This is a genomic window from Schaalia odontolytica (assembly GCF_009730335.1).
In the GTDB taxonomy this organism is placed as follows: Bacteria; Actinomycetota; Actinomycetes; order Actinomycetales; family Actinomycetaceae; genus Pauljensenia; species Pauljensenia dentiphila.
On sequence record NZ_CP046315.1, the window covers coordinates 332,058 to 348,624 of the forward strand.

The 16,567-nt window shown below is 66.2% G+C and carries 12 protein-coding genes and 1 riboswitch; of the genes, 10 read left to right on the forward strand and 2 right to left on the reverse strand.

Translation table 11 applies throughout. The features are described from left to right. Positions 1–515: 515 nt before the first annotated feature. Positions 516–1,013 carry a DUF2218 domain-containing protein gene (locus FOC40_RS01495; protein ID WP_003796066.1) on the reverse strand — a complete coding sequence of 166 codons (498 nt, stop codon included), beginning with the start codon at positions 1,011–1,013 and terminating at the stop codon, positions 516–518. A gap of 160 nt (positions 1,014–1,173) precedes the next feature. On the opposite strand from FOC40_RS01495, the gene FOC40_RS01500 reads away from it, so the two are divergent. The 6 genes from FOC40_RS01500 to FOC40_RS01525 all read left to right on the forward strand — a co-directional run bounded on the left by FOC40_RS01500 (position 1,174) and on the right by FOC40_RS01525 (position 8,767). After that, positions 1,174–2,643, forward strand: a complete 1,470-nt coding sequence (locus FOC40_RS01500; protein ID WP_003796064.1) for an amino acid permease — start codon at positions 1,174–1,176, stop codon at positions 2,641–2,643. A 28-nt stretch (positions 2,644–2,671) separates the two neighbouring features. Continuing rightward, a riboswitch (TPP riboswitch) is annotated at positions 2,672–2,773 on the forward strand. A 30-nt stretch (positions 2,774–2,803) separates the two neighbouring features. After that, on the forward strand, positions 2,804–3,403 hold the full coding sequence (locus FOC40_RS01505) for an ECF transporter S component (RefSeq protein ID WP_003796062.1): 600 nt from the start codon (positions 2,804–2,806) through the stop codon (positions 3,401–3,403). A gap of 10 nt (positions 3,404–3,413) precedes the next feature. Next, complete coding sequence (locus FOC40_RS01510; protein ID WP_155844154.1) at positions 3,414–5,798, forward strand: ATP-binding cassette domain-containing protein; 2,385 nt, start codon at positions 3,414–3,416, stop codon at positions 5,796–5,798. Then, entirely contained in the window at positions 5,795–6,388 is a 594-nt protein-coding gene (locus FOC40_RS01515; protein WP_003796057.1) for a hypothetical protein, read from the forward strand. The genes FOC40_RS01510 and FOC40_RS01515 overlap by 4 nt, the downstream gene beginning before the upstream one ends. Before the next feature lie 4 nt (positions 6,389–6,392). Further along, entirely contained in the window at positions 6,393–7,916 is a 1,524-nt protein-coding gene (locus FOC40_RS01520; protein ID WP_003796055.1) for a phospholipase D-like domain-containing protein, read from the forward strand. Then, the gene (locus tag FOC40_RS01525; protein WP_003796053.1) at positions 7,913–8,767 is read left to right on the forward strand and encodes a class I SAM-dependent methyltransferase; all 855 of its coding nucleotides are present in this window, start codon (positions 7,913–7,915) and stop codon (positions 8,765–8,767) included. Before FOC40_RS01520 ends, FOC40_RS01525 begins: the two co-directional genes overlap by 4 nt. Positions 8,768–8,795: 28 nt before the next feature. Here FOC40_RS01525 and FOC40_RS01530 read toward each other — a convergent pair whose 3' ends face one another. After that, positions 8,796–9,308: a hypothetical protein gene (locus FOC40_RS01530; RefSeq protein WP_003796051.1), complete on the reverse strand. Its 513-nt coding sequence runs from the start codon at positions 9,306–9,308 to the stop codon at positions 8,796–8,798. A gap of 250 nt (positions 9,309–9,558) precedes the next feature. Between FOC40_RS01530 and FOC40_RS01535 the strand changes: the two genes are divergently transcribed. The 4 genes from FOC40_RS01535 (at position 9,559) to FOC40_RS01550 (ending at position 16,548) form a co-directional block, all read left to right on the forward strand. Beyond that, positions 9,559–11,289, forward strand: coding sequence for an alpha/beta hydrolase (locus tag FOC40_RS01535; RefSeq protein ID WP_003796050.1), 1,731 nt, complete (start codon positions 9,559–9,561; stop codon positions 11,287–11,289). A gap of 339 nt (positions 11,290–11,628) precedes the next feature. Continuing rightward, complete coding sequence (locus FOC40_RS01540) at positions 11,629–12,276, forward strand: Ig-like domain-containing protein (RefSeq protein ID WP_003796048.1); 648 nt, start codon at positions 11,629–11,631, stop codon at positions 12,274–12,276. Then, positions 12,230–12,508, forward strand: a complete 279-nt coding sequence (locus FOC40_RS01545) for a hypothetical protein (protein WP_231126043.1) — start codon at positions 12,230–12,232, stop codon at positions 12,506–12,508. The genes FOC40_RS01540 and FOC40_RS01545 overlap by 47 nt, the downstream gene beginning before the upstream one ends. Positions 12,509–12,729: 221 nt before the next feature. Next, positions 12,730–16,548 (forward strand): S8 family serine peptidase, encoded by a 3,819-nt coding sequence (locus FOC40_RS01550; RefSeq protein WP_003796045.1) that lies wholly within the window; start codon positions 12,730–12,732, stop codon positions 16,546–16,548. Positions 16,549–16,567: the final 19 nt, after the last annotated feature.

Genomic DNA, 16,567 nt, shown 5'->3' on the forward strand with positions numbered 1-16,567 from the left:
CATGGATCGTGAGCTGAGTGTCCGTCCGTGTGTGTCCCCGAAATTTCGCATGCAATTCCCGTGCGGATACTTCAAAAGTTTAAGTCAGAACGTTGAAATCCTGCGGTTTTCAGCGTGTTGTTGTGTGTGGCCGTCAGGGAATTACGTGCGGAATTGGTGAATGTGGGAACAGTGGCGGGGCATAGGCTGCGGGCTGCCGGGCGCTCGCCGAGGTTGTGCTTGTGGGCGTGGGCGCTGCACCCGATCCGTAGGCAGTGCACCCGTTCTGATCGGGTGTAGCGTCCCGTAAGAGGTGTAGCGTCCCGTAAGAGGTGCAGTGCCGGGTGTAGGAGTTGTCGGGCGAACCATGGTGGAGCTTGTGACTCCGAAGCGTTGCGCCATTTTGGGGAGCAATGCACTAGATGGGGGGCATTGCACTGGATAGTAGCTAGTGCAATGCCCTGCTAAGTAGTGCAATGCTGGCGAAAATAGTGCAATGCCTCCCGGTGCACGCCTCCTGCGCTGTGAGCTGCGCTCTACCGTTCCGAGGCCTCTCGTTCTGTTGCCACATGATCAGTGGCCTCACGTTCAGCCGCCTCACGCTCCGCCTCGCGGGCTGCCTTCTTGGCGCGGGCGTGCGCTTCGACCTCTTCGGGGGTGAGGGGTCCCTGCGTCGAACCTTCGCTGCCGTCGGTGCGCTCCCACGAAATAGCGAGGCTGTCGCGTGCGCCGAAGCGCGCCAGGTGGATGCCGACGATGAATTCGAGGCGATCGGCGCGCTCGGGCTCCGTGCGCAGCTCAAGCCTCAGATCAGAAGCCGACGCGATCACGTCAAAGCGCCCCAGAACCGGACCCTCGCGGTCGAACAGCAGGTATCCGCTGCCCGCCTCCTCGTCCCAGGAACCCGTGATCTTGTGGCCCATGTGGCTCACGAGCTGCTTGCCGTAGCGCGCAGCCCGCTCGGTGGGAACCGTGGCCACGGAGATCAGGGGGTACGAGGTCTCGCCCGTCGAACGCGTCGAATTCTGTGTCATAAGGCAAACCTAACTTGAATGCGCTTGCTCTGCCATGCGTAGCTCTGGATTCGGTTATGAGCGTACCTGTGCGGTAGCGTTGGATAGTCAAGCGCGTCACGCGAGCGCGCAAAGGCCTCGCAAAAAGTCCCCGGGCAGGGAGCAGGCGGAAGGAACAACGATGACAGTTGAGCACGTCGAACACGGTAAGCCCCAGCAGGGTGGTGAAAAGCTTCAGCGCACGCTGAAGAACCGCCACATTCAGCTGATCGCCATCGGTGGCGCGATCGGTACGGGCCTGTTCATGGGCTCGGGTAAGACGATCTCGGTCGCGGGCCCCTCGATCCTTCTGGTCTACATGATCATCGGCGCGGTCCTCTTCCTGTTCATGCGCACCCTCGGTGAGCTGCTGCTCTCCGACCACAAGTACGCGACCTTCGCGGATATCGCCCGCGACCTCATCGGCCCGTGGGCCGGCTTCGTGACGGGGTGGACCTACTGGGCGTGCTGGGTGGTCACCGGCGTCGCGGACATGATCGCTATCACCGGCTACACGCACTTCTGGTGGCCGGACCTGCCCGCGTGGATCCCCATCGGCGCGACGACTCTGCTGCTCTTTGCCCTCAACGCGATGACGGTCAAGGCCTTTGGTGAGACGGAGTTCTGGTTCGCGCTCGTCAAGATCGTCGCGATCATCGCCCTGGTCATCGTCGGTTTCGCCATGGTCGCCATGGGTACGGTTGACGAGGAGGGAACCGTGGCCGCAGTCTCGAACCTGTGGAGCCATGGCGGCTTCTTCCCGACCGGATTCACCGGCTTCCTCGGCGGCTTCCAGATCGCCCTCTTCGCCTTCATCGGGATCGAGATGGTCGGCACGACAGTCGCCGAGACCGACGACCCGGACAACACCCTTCCCAAGGCCGTCAACTCCATCCCCGTTCGCATCATGCTCTTCTACGTGGCGGCGCTCGCGGCCATCATGATGGTGACCCCCTGGGATCAGGTGAGCCCCGAGAAATCGCCCTTCGTCACGATGTTCTCGCTGACCGGGCTGGGCGCCGCGGCCACGATCGTCAACCTGGTGGTCCTCTCCTCGGCCGCGTCGAGCGCGAACTCGGGTATCTACTCCACGTCGCGCATGCTCTACGGCCTGGCCCGCCAGGAGCAGGCGCCCGGCGTCTTCGCCCGTCTGTCCAGCCACCATGTGCCCCTCAACGCCCTGTTCCTGTCCTGCGTGTGCCTCCTGTCGGGCATCGTCATCATGGGGATGGGCGGCTCGATCTCCGCGGCCTTTACGCTGGTGACCTCGGTGTCGGCCACGCTGTTCATGGGCGTGTGGGTGGTCATCGTCGTGTCCTACCTGGTCTACCTGCGTAAGCGCCCGCAGCTGCATGCCGCCTTGAAGTTCAAGGCCCCCGGCGGCGCGATTAGCGCCTGGATCGTGCTTGCGTTCATGGGCTGCATGGGCGTCATCCTGGCGATGTGGGACGATACTCGCCCCGGCCTCGTCTATTCCCTGATTTGGATTGCGTTCATCGTGGGCGCGGCCTTCGCGAACCGCCATTTCCTGCTGCGTCGCGCGTCGCGCGGTGTCCTCGGTGACGGGGGCACGGGAGAGGGCCCTCATACCGGCCCCCACCTGCATGAGTAGCGCAATGAATACCAAGTGACTATGCTCACCAGAGTGCCACGGGAGCTCGAACCGAGCTGAGAGGGGACCACCCCCGACCGTAGAACCTGATCCGGATCATACCGGCGTAGGAAGGCTCTTCCCTCGTGGCCGCTGTGCAACACGAAGGGAGTATTTTCGCATGGCATCCACTGCTCCGTCCCTCCGCTGGAGGGTCATTGACATCGTCACCGCCGCCGTCCTGGGCGTCGCCTGCGGCCTCATTTTTGTTGTCTGGAACCAGGTGGGCGGCGCAAGTTACGAGTTCCTCAAGACCATCGGCCCCGGCGTGGGTGGCCTGGTGACGGGTGTCTGGCTGCTGGGCGGCACGCTCGGTGGCTACGTCATCCGCAAGCCCGGCGCCGCGCTCTTCGTCGAGCTGATGGCGGCGACCGTCTCCATGGCCCTGGGTTCCCAGTGGGCCGTCGAGACCATCTACTCGGGTCTCGCGCAGGGCCTCGGCGCGGAGGTCGTCTTCGCCCTGGTCGCCTACCGCCGCTTCAACGCGACGATCGTGGGTGCTGCGGGCGCCGTGTCCTTCGCGTTCGAGTGGGTTCTCGAGCTCTTCCTCTCCGGCCACCTCGCAAAGGGCGTGCTCTACAACGTGATCTACCTCGTGTGCGGCATGGCGTCGGGCATCGTTCTGGCCGGCCTGCTCGCGTGGGCGCTGACGAATGCGCTCGCGAAGACGGGTGCCCTGGATCGCTTCGCCTCCGGCCGTGGAGCGCGTGAGCTTGTCTGATTCCCGATCCATGGACGAGGCCCACTCCGCCTCCTCCCGCCCCGCTTCCTCCCCGGACGGCCAGGTGCCGCTGGGTGAGGGCGCGCGCGTGTGCGCGCGCGGCTGGGGATGGCGTCACGCCGGGCGCAAGAACGCCGTGCTGTCGGGTGTTGATCTCGATATCGCGCCGGGCGAGCGCGTGCTGGTGTTGGGCCCGTCCGGGTCGGGCAAGTCGACGCTCATGGGTGGCTTGGCCGGCCTGCTGGGCGGCGCTGAGGAGGGCGATGCCACCGGCACGCTCACCGTCGACGGCGTCGCTCCGGCCGAGGCGAGGGGCCGCGTGGGCCTGCTCATGCAGGACCCCGAGGCTCAGGTGGTTCTCGCCCGCGTGGGCGATGACGTGGCCTTCGGCATGGAAAACCTGGGGGTTGCGCGCGAGGAGATCTGGCCGCGCGTGGAGAACTCGCTCGAGGCAGTGGGCCTGAGCGTCCCCCTGGATCATTCGACGACGGAGCTGTCGGGCGGGCAGAAGCAGCGGCTGGCCCTGGCGTCGATTCTCGCGATGGGCCCTGGCCTGCTGCTCCTGGACGAGCCCACCGCGAACCTGGACCCGAGCGGCGTCGCCGAGGTGCGCGCCGCCGTCGAAACCGTCGTCGAGCGCACGGGCGCGACCGTGGTCGTCGTCGAGCACCGCGTCGACGTGTGGGCCTCCCTCGTGGATCGCGTCATCGTGGTCGCGGACGGTGCGATCGCCGCAGACGGCCCGCTCGACGAGGTCCTCGCGCAGCAGGGCGACGCCCTGCGCGAGCGCGGCATCTGGCTTCCCGGCGACGACGTCGCCGCCGAGGTCGGACCCGCCCCCAAGGTCCCACCGGCCTCGTCCGAAAGCCCGGAAGGGGGAGCGCGAGGCACCACCCCGATCACCCGCGTCACCGACCTGACGATCGGCTACGACGCGTCCGCCCCCGTACGCAGCGGCATCGACCTGACGATCGAGCGCGGCGTCTCCACCTGCATCGTTGGCGCTAACGGCGCCGGAAAATCAACCTTTGCCCTGACGCTCGCGGGTCTCCTGCCGCCCCTTGCGGGCACGGTCGAGGTCGAGACCGCCGACGGCACGGACGGTGACCCGCACGAGTGGAGCAGCAAGCAGCTGCTCGGCCGCATGTCCATGGTCTTCCAGGAGCCGGAGTATCAGTTCCTGGCCGCCACCGTCGCCGAGGAGCTCGCGATCGGCCCGCGCGCCGCCGGCATGACCGACGAAGAGATTGCCCCCCTCATCGACGAACACCTCGAGGCCCTGGGCCTGACCAAACTCGCGCGCGCCAACCCCATGACGCTGTCAGGCGGCGAGAAGCGCCGCCTGTCGGTGGCGACCGCGCTCATCAGCGCCCCCGAGCTGCTGATCCTCGACGAGCCGACCTTCGGCCAGGACCGCGGCACATGGCTGGGCCTCGTGCGCCTGCTGCGCGCCGCCCTGGAGCGCGGCGTCACCCTGGTGTCGATCACGCACGACCCCGCGTTCGTGGCCGCGATGGGCCAGCGCGTCGTCGACCTCGGGCAGGTCGGCACGCGCGGCGCGGCCCCCGAAGATTCCACGGACGAGGCCGGGTCCGCCCCCGCCGGGAACGTTCACGATCGCGGCCCGAAGCGCGGCGCCCGAGGCCTCCTCGTGCGTACGAATCCCGTTGCCCGCGTGCTCGCCCTCCTGGTCGCAACCACGCCCCTGCTGATCACGATTGACCCGGTGAGCGCGGCCGTTGCCGTCATTCTCGAGCTCGCGCTCATGCCCCTGTCGGGCGTGTCGGCGCGCAGCTTCTTCCTGAAGGCGACGCCGCTGCTGCTGGCCGCGCCGCTCGGCGCGCTGTCCATGCTGCTCTACGCCTCACCGGGAGGAACCGTGTACTGGCAGTTCGGGCCGGCAGCGGTTTCGGACCACTCGATGTGGCTGGCGCTGGGCATCGGCCTGCGCATGTGCGCGATCGTCCTGCCTGCGATTGCTCTGCTCGACCGCATTGATCCGACAGACATGGGTGACGGGCTCGCGCAGATCCTGCACCTGCCCGCCCGCCCCGTGCTGGCGGCGCTCGCGGGCGCGCGCATGACGTCGCTGATGGCGGCCGACTGGAAGGCCCTTGAGCGGGCGCGCCGTGCCCGAGGCGTGGGTGACTCCTCGCGCATCCGTTCCTTCCTGCGAGGCTCCTTCTCGCTGCTGGTGTTCGCGCTGCGTCGCTCCGGCAAGCTGGCCACCACGATGGAGGCAAGGGGCTTCGGCGCGGAAGGCAAGCGAACGTGGGCACGCCCCTCGCGCCTGCGCGCTGCCGATGCCGTCCTCATGGTTGTCGCCATCGCCCTGCCCGCGATCGCGCTGGCCGCGAGCATCTGGGCGGGTACCTTCGCCCCGGTGGGCCGATGAGAGGCCCGACCTGGGAAGACGTGAGCGGGGGAGTGGGCCTGAGGGTCACCGTCCCCGTCACGATGGGCCCCGATGAGGCCGCCCGCGAGCTCGCCCCCCGCCTGAGTGCCCTGGCGGGGGAGCGGGCCCCGGCCTCGTCTGGTGAGGCGGGCGCGCGCCCCGGCGTCCCGGTCGTCACGATCGACGGCTACTCCGGCTCCGGCAAGTCCACGCTGGCCGCCGCGCTTGCTCGGCTCGTGAACGGCTGGCAGGTCCTGCACCTTGACGACTGGTACCCCGGCTGGGACGGCCTCGCGGAGGGCGCCCACATCGCGCGTCGAATTGCCGCCGATCTGCGGGGAGGGCGTGCCTCCTCCTACGAGGCCTGGGACTGGGAGAACGGTAGAACCGGGGCGACGATCAGCGTCCCCCTCGCCCCGACGATCATTGAGGGCTGCGGCGCCATCGACGCCGAAGCCGACCTCAGCGTGTGGATCGCCGACCCCGGCGAGGACGAACGACGCAGCAGGGCGCTCGCGCGCGACGGGCAGACTTACGCGCCGCATTGGCAGCGGTGGGCCGACCAGGATCTGGGGCGCTCGCTACCATAGGTGTATGCTGCCGCCACATCCTGAACTGCCGCTGTGGGCGTGGCTCCTCTTTGGGGCTTTCGAGTTCGCCATCCGTATCATTGCGCTCGGCATCGTCCCCAAGCATCGCCGCGCCTCCACGTCGACGGCGTGGCTGCTGCTGATCTTCCTGTGGCCGCTCCTGGGTGTGCCGCTGTATGTCATCTTCGGTTCGTGGTGGGCGATGGGTCGGCGGCTCGACGACGACCCGGAGGCCCGCCAGCTGGTCGATGCCATCGTGGCCGGCTCGACCGCGCCCGACCCTGAGAACTACGAGGTGCCGGACTGGCCCGACGGCTTGCCCGCAGGCTCGGACGATGACACCGCCTCGATCATGCGACTGTCCGGGACCCTCAGCGGCTTCCCGGCCTCTGTGGGACGGGTTGGTCGCCTCTACAACGACACTGCCGAGACCTTCCGGGCCATGGCCGCCAGCATCGACGCGGCGACCCACCACGTGAACGCCCTGTACTACCAGACGTCCTGGGATGAGTACACGGCCCCCTTCTACGAGGCCCTCGAGCGCGCGGTCGCGCGTGGCGTCACCGTCCGCCTGCTCGTCGACCACCACGGCATGCGCACGATCCCGGGCCACAAGGACTTCCGCCGCCGCCTGAACGCCATGGGCATCGAGTGGCACGAGATGCTGCCCTTCGCCCCGCTGCGCGGGCAGATTCGCCGCCCCGACCTGCGCAACCACCGCAAGATCCTCGTCATCGACGGGCGTGAGGCCTACGTCGGCTCCCACAACCTCGTGGCCCCCGACTACGACACCCCCTCGTACGCGAAGTCCGGCATGCTCTACGACGACACGAGCGTGTCCGTCACCGGCCCCATCGTCGCGCAGATCCAGGCGGTCTTCGCCGTCGACTGGTACTACGCGTGCAAGGAGATCCTCACGCCCGAGGTCCTCACCCCGCCCGCCGCGCAGCTGGCGGCCAAGAACGAGGACACGCACATCTCGGCCATGCAGATCATCCCGTCGGGTCCCGCGTTCAAGGGCGAGCCGAACCTGCGCGCCTTCGTCCACATGATTTCGTTGGCGCGCACGCACGTGTCGATCACGAGCCCCTACTTTATCCCGGACGAGGCGCTCATGACCGCCCTGATGAACGCGGCGCTGTCGGGCGTGGAGGTCGAGCTTTTCGTCTCCGAGCAATTTGACCAGTTCCTGGTCGGCCACGCGCAGCGCTCGTACTATGGGCCGCTGCTCAAGGCGGGCGTGCGCATCCACCTGTACCGCAAGCCGCGGATGCTGCACTCCAAGTACATGATCGTCGACGGCAGCCTGTGCTTCATTGGATCGTCTAACATGGATGTGCGCTCCTTCGGCCTCAACTACGAGATCGTGCTCGTCGCCGACAGCTCGCGCCTGGTGGAGATGCTGCATGGCAACGACGAGCGCACACGTCAGCAGTCGCGCGAACTGACCTACGAGGAGTGGCGCGGCCTGCCGTGGCACGTCCATTACATCGACAACGTGTGTCGACTGGGGAGCTCGCTCCTGTGAGCGCTCCCGACAACGAGGCCGTGGCGGGGCGCGCGGCCACCACTCATTCGTGGCCTCAGTACGGGGATCGTGACGCGATATCGAACAGTGTGTCCGCTTCGCTCGATGTCAATCCCTTCGTCGGTGAGGGCGGCGCCTACGATTCCGTGCGCCCCGCCTACCCGGACGAGGCTGTGGCCGCGTTGATCGACGCAGCGCAGCGCGCGCGGAGAGAGAACATGCCGGGCCGGGGCGGCCCACTGCGCGCCGCCGACATCGGCGCGGGCACCGGCAAGATGAGTGAGCTCCTGGCTCGCGGCGGTCTCCTCGTCGACGCGGTCGAACCGTCCAAGGCGATGCGCACCCAGGCCTCGTCGATCGAAGGCGTGACGTGGCACGGCGGCGTTGCGGAAGACATAGGGTTACCGAACGGCGTGTATGACATCGTCGTGTTTGCCCAGTCCTGGCATTGGATGGATCCGGAGCGTGCGGGCCTCGAGGCCGCCCGGATCCTGGCACCCGGCGGCGCGCTCGCCATCGTGTGGAACCAGATGGCCGTGTCGATTCCGTGGGTGCATCGCCTGACGCGCATCATGCGCTCGGGCGACGTACACCGCCCCGACAGGCCGCCCATGCCGGGCGGCGGCTTCGCCCCGATGACCCTCACCCAGGTCGCATGGGAGGACCGTATGACCCCCGAGGAGATCCTCACCCTGGGCACGACCCGCTCCTCGTACATCCGCTCGTCGGAGGCGGGGCGTGCGCGCATGCAGGAGAACCTACGCTGGTACCTCTACGAGCACCTTGGGTACGCGCCGGGGGAGCTGGTCACCATCCCGTACGCGACCCTCGTGTGGCTCACCCACCTGTGAGAGGTGGGCGAGCCGAGCGCGCGGGACGTCAGTGAATGGGCTCCAGGAACCTGTCCGAGGAACCCTCAGGCATGGGGAGCGGGCGCTCCCGCGCGGCACGCAGAGCGGGGTCAAGGACGGCCAGGACCGGGTCCCAGGTGTGCAGCGGATGAGTGATCGTGAAGCCTGCTGACTGGCTGTTCAGAACGATCTCCTCGTAGACCTGGATCGTCACGCCGTTGTACTCGTGAGCGACGTGCTGGAGGAAGTAAGAGTTCGGGAGGTAGGTGACCTCCTGGAGGTTGAAGTTGGGAGCCCCCTGAAGGATCGGCGTGAGGTCGCGCCCGTTGGCGCCGACGACGATGGCGACCTCCGGCCGGGCTAGGTTGTTCGTCGCGATCTCGAGGCTGTGCGTCGTGGCGGTGAGCGTCGGCGAGCCGACGACCCGCACCCGGTCCACTGCGCGATCGACGTAGCCGCGGAAGGTGATCTGCGGCTTGGCGGGCAGCTTGTTGAGGAGGTTGAGGAGCGCGCGGGTCTGATCGGAGTAGTTGTCGGTCATCGGTCTTCCTGGGTCGTGTGGGGTGCGTCGTGGGTCCGTTGCGCCGTTGTTTGAACCGTTTCCGGTGGTGACGAAGTCGGTGGTGCTATGCCCACGGTATCCGATTGTGACCGTGTGGGCGACACTGAATGATCGGGCCCCGTATGAACGTCATGCGCGACGTGAATGCGGTGGTCGTGTGCTCAGCCCAGAAACGTGTGGGAGCAGGTGCCTCGTGCCGCTCCTGAACGCCTCGGCTGCGCCTGGCACAATGGGGGCCATGGCTGTCTCGTTTCTGGGAGTGATCGCCGCCCTCGCCATGTACGCGGTGAGCGTGGCGCCGTCGCTGATGGCTCGCTCGTGGGCGTGGCATGCAGTCGCCTCGGGCGTCCTCGTGTCCTGCGGGTACATCGCGGGTGTGGTCATCCAGAACGTGGGTGCCCGCGTCATCGCCATGACAGGCCTGACGATCCGCGCATCCGAGCCCGTCGAGATCGGCTTCCGCGTCTGCGTCGCCGCCCTCTTTGCGATCTGGTGGCTTTACGCGGTCATCCAGTCCCACCGTCGCGCCCGCGTTGCGGCCAGGCTCGTGAACATGCCGGGGGAGACCTTCGGCGAGTATCTCCTGGGCACGGCCGGCACGGTCGTCATCGCCTGGTGCCTCATCGCGATCGTGGCTGGCCTGAATCGCTTGGGGCGCATGCTGATCGGGGTGCTCGGCGGCTACATGCCGCGCCCGGCGGCGATCGTCGTGGGCGTCGCGATCCTGGCCGCCATCGTCTTCTTCCTGACCTCCAACGTGATCCTGCGCGGTGGGATCGGCTTCTTCCGCCACCATGCCGAGCAGATGAACACGCGTACCGCTCGCGGCATCTACAAGCCTTTCGTGCCCGAGCGCTCCGCCTCCCCGGCCTCGCCCGTCACCTGGGAATCCGTCGGCGGTCAGGGGCGCGTCTTCCTGGGGCGCGGCCCCTCGCGCCTCGACATCGCCCAGGTCACCGGCGGCGAGGCCATGGAGCCGATCCGCGTCTACTCCGGCATGCCCGCGGGTGGGGCGGGCATCGAGCAGGCCGCGGCGACGGTGGTCGCCGAGCTGCGCCGCACGGGTGCCTTCGATCGTGCCGTCATTCTCATCGCCGCGTCGACCGGCTCCGGCTGGGTTGACGAGTGGCAGGTCCAGCCCCTTGAGTTCCTGACGCGCGGTAACTGTGCCACCGCTTCGCTCCAGTACTCCTACGTGCCCTCGGCCCTCAACTGGCTGACCGGCCTCGAGCCAGCGCAGGAGGCATCGGCCGTGCTATTTCGGGCGGTGCGGGCCGAACTCGACGCGATGGACGAGGCTGACAGGCCCGCTCTCTTCGTCTGCGGTGAATCCCTGGGGGCTTTCGCCTCGCAGTCGGTTTTCTCCTCGGTCGAGGAGGCGCTCTCCCAGGTGGATGGGGCCCTGTGGGTGGGGACCCCCGCCTTCACACCGATGCACGCCGAGCTGACGAGTGCCCGCCACAAGGGAAGCCCCGAGGTCGCGCCCGTCGTCTACAACGGTCGGCGCGTGCGCTTCGTGAACGAACCCTCCGACCTGCGCACCGACCTCTACGGGCGCGAGCTGGGGCCGTGGGGCTTCCCGCGCATCGTCTACGCCCAGCACGCCTCCGATCCGGTTGTGTGGTGGAACCGCAAGCTCCTGTGGACCCAGCCGGATTGGCTGCGCGAGCGGGCGGGCCGCGATGTGTCGCCCTTCGTTGAGTTCACGCGCTTCGTCACCTTCATTCAGGTGCTCGCCGACCTGCCCGTCGCGGGGACCGCTCCCGGCAGCCATGGCCACACCTACAACGAGGAGCTGATCCCCCTGTGGCGGGCGATCCTCGGCTTCGATCTCCTCTTCGATGAGGCCCCGACCCACCCGCGCTTGGCAGCCCTGGATGGTGAGTGGGTGGACGAGGAGATGGTGGAGCGTATCGGCATCGTCGTGCGGGCGAACCTGGAGCTGTCGGACCGGCAGTAGGGGGCCCGCGGCGTGCCGGGACGTGTTTGTCGAGGTCGCAGGCCTACCGCGTGCCTGTGTGTGTTAGTTCGCGATGATAGTTACCGTGTCAACTGAATTCTGGATCATCCAGAATTTCAGTCTTTTAAGAGGGTTGTCGGCGAACATGTGCACTTTTGTCGCGAAATGTATGTTCATCGGTCAGTGAATGTGTTGAAACCTCGCTGATAAGAAGGTTAAGGATCTCCTTTTTCCCTCGCAATGCCTTGTAGCTACTGAATGGTAAGTCAGTAACGCATTGCTAGGTATCTGGTTACACGTATCGCGTAAATTGTGAGCTGCTGAACCTAACCGTTTGGAATGGCTCGCACGAATCAACATTGGAGTGGGCATGTCATACACATTTCACAGGGCGTTGATCGCAGCCCTGGCAGTAACCTCTCGCCCGACGCGATCCTCTATCGCCGCGTCGTCGATTTCCCCGGCAACGTCACCGCTGACGGGAAGCACCACCACACGTTCACCATCACGTTGTCGGACATCCAGGCAGCCTGGTCCAAGGACGGCCACACTGACGCCCTGCCCGCGACCGTCAAGCTCGTCGCATGGGGCAGCGACGGCCTGCCGGAAAATGCCAACATGACGAAGGTCAATTGGTCCGGCGACGATATTGACGTCCTCAATGTCGATGAGAAGTCAGGCCTCGTGACTGCCCAGAAGGAAGGCTGTTCGGATGTTAGGGCTGTCGCCGACTACACGGATCCGACGGTCTTCGACCCGGTGATGGCCAGCGTACAGGTCTGTGTCAGCGAGCTGGACAAGGACGAGATTGCCGTCAATCACCTCTGCGTGGACCTGGAGGAGGGTGAGACTGTTACCCTTCAAGCCGTTGCTTCCCGAGAAGTTCAAGGATGCCACCCTGCCCGATGGAACTGTCACAACGGCGGCGACAATCGCCGTTGTGAAGTCTGTGAAGCAGGATGCGAATGCGCCTGCTCCGTGGGTTGAGCCCCAGCCTGCTCCCGATCCGCAGCCCGCTCCCGCCCCGATGGGCGCCTGGGTGATGGACTCGGTCGGCTGGTGGTACCGCAACGCTGATGGCAGCTACCCGACGAACACCTCGATGGTGATCGACGGACGCACCTACCGCTTCGATGGACGCGGCTACATGCGTACCGGCTGGGTCCTGGTCGACGGCACGTGGTACTACCTGCACGGCTCGGGCGTGTGGGTCATATGATCTGATCGAGGCCTCGACACCGGGCAATACTCCGGGTCCGGGATCGCAGCAACGCGCTCCCGGACCCTGTGCGTTAGACGCTTCAGCTCCTCTTCACATATCAGTAAGCAATACCGTGATTGTCAGGGGGATCACGTGAGGTATGTTGTAAGGAGACGGCTGGTACACCGACGTACCGGGTGCCACTGGCATTCCGTCCCCCAACATATCGGAGAAGGTTTATGTCAACGAAGAAACCGGCTGCCCTCCTCGCCTTCGTCGGCGCGTGCGCGCTCGCGGTCACCGGGCCGGCCACCCTGGCCTCGCCCGTGTCCCCGGGCTCATCCGGCGTCAGCGATGGCGCAGCTGCCCTGCCCACGGGCGACATCGATACGGCGCTGACCTCGAAGAGCGGGCAGTCCGCGCCCTCCTCGACCGACACAGAGGCGGACCCGGCGCGCGTCGTCGGCGTCATCGTCCAGCTTGAGGACAGCGCGTCCCGAGAAGGCACGATCAGTGAGATCAACGAGGCCGTGGCCTCCCTCTTCCCCGGCGCCTCGGCACAGGTGGAGCGCGAGTACGACAACGTCATGTCGGGCTTCTCCCTCAAGGCCCCCGCTGGTGCGCTGGACGCGATCCGCCGTGCCCCGGGCGTGCGTGCCGCGTTCCTTGAGCGCGAGGGGCGTGTCAGTGATGTGGCCACGCCCGATGCCGAGGGCGGCATCGAGTCCTCACAGACCGGCGGGCAGGACCCCGCTAACCTGAGTGCCCATCTCATGATGCATATCGACCAGGTCGCCCAGAAGGGCGAAGGAAAGGTCATCGCCGTCATCGACACGGGCGTCGACATGACGCATCCGGCTTTTACTGGCGAACTCGCGGGAACGCCCCCGCTCACCCCGCAGAAGGTCGCTGCGATGACCTCGCAGCTGGGTGAGGGCAAGACCGGCGTCTACGTCTCGCAGAAGTTCCCCTTCGCCTACGACCACGCGGATGGCGACAATGACGCGTCGCCGGCGAAGACCCCGAACGGCTCCCACGGGACCCACGTCGCCGGCATCGCCGCAGGTAACGCTGACAAGATCGTCGGCACCGCTCCGAACACCCAGGTGATCGTCGCGAAGGTGACACGCAGCGAGGACGATGCGCTGCTGGACTCGGCGCTGCTCGCCTCGCTTGACGACATGCTCGTCCTGCACCCTGACGTCATCAACCTGTCGCTCGGGTGGACGGCTGGCATGGATAACGAGGCCGACTCGGTGTACGCGACCGTGTACAAGAAGCTGCAGGAAGCGGGTATCACCGTCAACGCGGCCTCGGGTAACGCCTTCTCCACCGGGTACGGAAACAACTCTGGCAAGGGTCTGCCCTATGCCTCGGACCCCGACTCCTCGGTCATGGACGAGCCGGCCACGTATTCCTCGGTGGTTGCCGTCGCCTCGGTCGAAAACGCCCTGCTCCGCAACGCCTTCACCGTCAATGGGAAAGACATTGGATACCAGCGCGCTCGCGGCCTCAACGGTGAGAAGGTCGCCTTCTTCTCCGACCTGCCCGCCGGCACCTACGAGTACGTCGACGCCGGGTTCGCCTCCGAGGAGGACGCCGCCGCGCTCAAGGCGAAGTACCCGGACGGCCTCGCCGGAAAGATTGCGCTCGTTTCCCGCGGCAACATGACCTACCAGAAGAAGGTCGAGAACCTCTACGACCTCAAGCCCGCCGGAATCGTCGTCTACAACAACGTGTCGGTTGGATCCCTCATCGCCATGAATCTGACGACGCAGGACATGCCCGCCGCGTTCATCTCCCAGGCTGATGGCCAGGCCATGCTGGACGCCCCCGAGCACAAGCTCTCGATCGCCGAGGGCCAGGTCCTGCCGCAGTCCACCGTCTACGAGGCATCGGAATTCTCCGCGTGGGGCGTGTCCCCGGACCTGCGCCTCAAGCCCGAGATCGCGGCGCCCGGTGGCGAGGTTTTCTCATCGATACCGGACGGTGCGTACGAGCAGTCCTCCGGTACGTCGATGGCCACGCCGCAGATGGCGGGCGTCAGTACGATCGTGCTTCAGCGTGTGCAGTCTGATCCGCTGTTTGCGTCGATGAGTGCGCGTGAGAAGGTTGATGTGGTGCAGAACCTGATGATGGGTACGGCCCGGCCGCTGACGGACGCTGCGCAGACTTCGGGTGCGCTTTATTCGCCGCGTAAGCAGGGTGCCGGCCTTGTGGATGCGTTGGCGGCGACGACCTCGTCGGTGTATCCGACCGTTGTGGGTGCGCCCGAGCAGTCTCGTCCCAAGGCGGACCTGGGGGATGGGACGAAGGGTTGGCATTTTGATGTCACTTTGCACAACCTCTCGGGTGTTTCGGCTACCTATGAGTTGAGTTCGCAGGCCCTCTCTGAGATCGTCGAGGGTGGTTTCTTTACCGAGCATTCCGCCGATTGGCGAGGCCGGGGCGTGGAGATCGCGTACTCGGGCGCGGCGTCCGCGTCGGCTGAGGGCGCGACTGTCACAGTTCCCGCGAGCGGTGAGGTTAGCGTCGGCATTGACGTCACGCCCGGGGCTGAGTTTGCTTCCTACGTCGCGGACAACACGCCGAATGGCACGTTCCTTGATGGTTTCGTGCGCTTTGCGTCGAAGACCGAGGGCCAGCCCGACCTCTCTGTGCCTTACCTGGGCTTCTACGGTGACTGGGGCAAGGCACCTATCTTCGACGCCCTCGCCTCGGATGGCGGAGCGCACACCCGGGCCTCGGCTATCGTGAACGGCAAGACCGGGGAGTCCCTCGGCTACAACCCCCTCGTCAAGGCAGCCGACCGCACCGGAAACCCCAACCCGCAGCGCTACGTGATCTCCAGGTCCACAGCCTCGGGCGCATCGACGATCCTCGAACCCCGCACGGGCACGCTGCGCAGTGTCCACTCGCTGACCAGCACCTACACGAACGAGGCCGGGGAGACAGTCTTCTCCGTGACCAACCACCAGAACTGGAAGTCCGTCTACCTGACGAGCACCGAGGAGAACACCTGGGTCGAGGCCTACCACGAGTCCACGGCCTTCGATGCGAAGGCTGAGAAGTTCGCGCACATGCCCGACGGCGCCTACACGCTGCGGATTGCCGCCTCCAACGATGGCCCGTCGCGTGCCGAGCAGTCGATCTCCTATCAGTTCCGCCTCGACACGACGGCACCGTTCATCTCCGAGCTGTCGTATCGCCAGAAGGACGAGGACTTCGTCGTGACCTTCGATGTCGCCGACGACTCGCCGCTGGCGGCCGTCGACCTGCACGATCCCGCCGACGGGCTGTGGTTCTACCGCCACGTCTTCACCGAGAGTGAGGGTAGCGTCGGCCCCGACGGTCGGTACATGTACCACGTCGAGATCCCGCTCAGTGTTATCGAGCAGGCGTGGGCCGACCAGGGCGGCACTGGAGACGTCATCGCCAACCCCTACGTCCTCGCGTGGGACTACGGCCTCAACCCCTCCGAGGTCTTCCCGATCGACCTGCCCAGCGGCAACCTGGGCACGGCCAGCGCGTGCACGGATATAGCGGGAGGCCGCTGGATGCAGGACTCGGTCGGCTGGTGGTACCAGTGCGCCAACGGCAGGGACTACCTCTCGGGCGGCTGGTTCACCATCAACGGCCGTGACTACCAGTTTGGGCCCGCCGGGTATATGTCAACCGGTTTCGTCAAGCGCGACAATGTTGGCTGGATGTACATGGATTCCGAGGGCACCCCGGTGAGTGGCTGGGTGCTTGATAGCGTCTACGGTGGCCCCTACTGGTATTACCTCGATCCTGAGACAAAGGTGATGCGTACCGGATGGCTGGCCGATGGTGGCTCCTGGTACTACCTGACGGGCTCTGGTGCGATGGCTGTCGGCTGGGTCAACGACGGTGGGACCTGGTACTACCTGAGCGCCTCGGGCAAGATGGCGACCGGCTGGGTCAACGACGGTGGTACCTGGTACTACCTGTCTCCCTCGGGAGCCATGTTGACGGGCACGCACGTGATCAATGGGCGCACCTACGTCTTTGACGATTTGGGAGCCTGGGTGCGATAAGCTCCCCGTCTCTCATTCT

Bases quoted from the DNA above. Each gene is read 5' to 3' on its own strand.
- FOC40_RS01540 (WP_003796048.1), top strand. From the start codon at position 11,629: ATGGCTCGCACGAATCAACATTGGAGTGGGCATGTCATACACATTTCA.
- FOC40_RS01500 (WP_003796064.1), top strand. From the start codon at position 1,174: ATGACAGTTGAGCACGTCGAACACGGTAAGCCCCAGCAGGGTGGTGAA.
- FOC40_RS01530 (WP_003796051.1), bottom strand. From the start codon at position 9,308: ATGACCGACAACTACTCCGATCAGACCCGCGCGCTCCTCAACCTCCTC.
- FOC40_RS01520 (WP_003796055.1), top strand. From the start codon at position 6,393: ATGCTGCCGCCACATCCTGAACTGCCGCTGTGGGCGTGGCTCCTCTTT.
- FOC40_RS01550 (WP_003796045.1), top strand. From the start codon at position 12,730: ATGTCAACGAAGAAACCGGCTGCCCTCCTCGCCTTCGTCGGCGCGTGC.
- FOC40_RS01505 (WP_003796062.1), top strand. From the start codon at position 2,804: ATGGCATCCACTGCTCCGTCCCTCCGCTGGAGGGTCATTGACATCGTC.
- FOC40_RS01515 (WP_003796057.1), top strand. From the start codon at position 5,795: ATGAGAGGCCCGACCTGGGAAGACGTGAGCGGGGGAGTGGGCCTGAGG.
- FOC40_RS01495 (WP_003796066.1), bottom strand. From the start codon at position 1,013: ATGACACAGAATTCGACGCGTTCGACGGGCGAGACCTCGTACCCCCTG.
- FOC40_RS01535 (WP_003796050.1), top strand. From the start codon at position 9,559: ATGGGGGCCATGGCTGTCTCGTTTCTGGGAGTGATCGCCGCCCTCGCC.
- FOC40_RS01510 (WP_155844154.1), top strand. From the start codon at position 3,414: ATGGACGAGGCCCACTCCGCCTCCTCCCGCCCCGCTTCCTCCCCGGAC.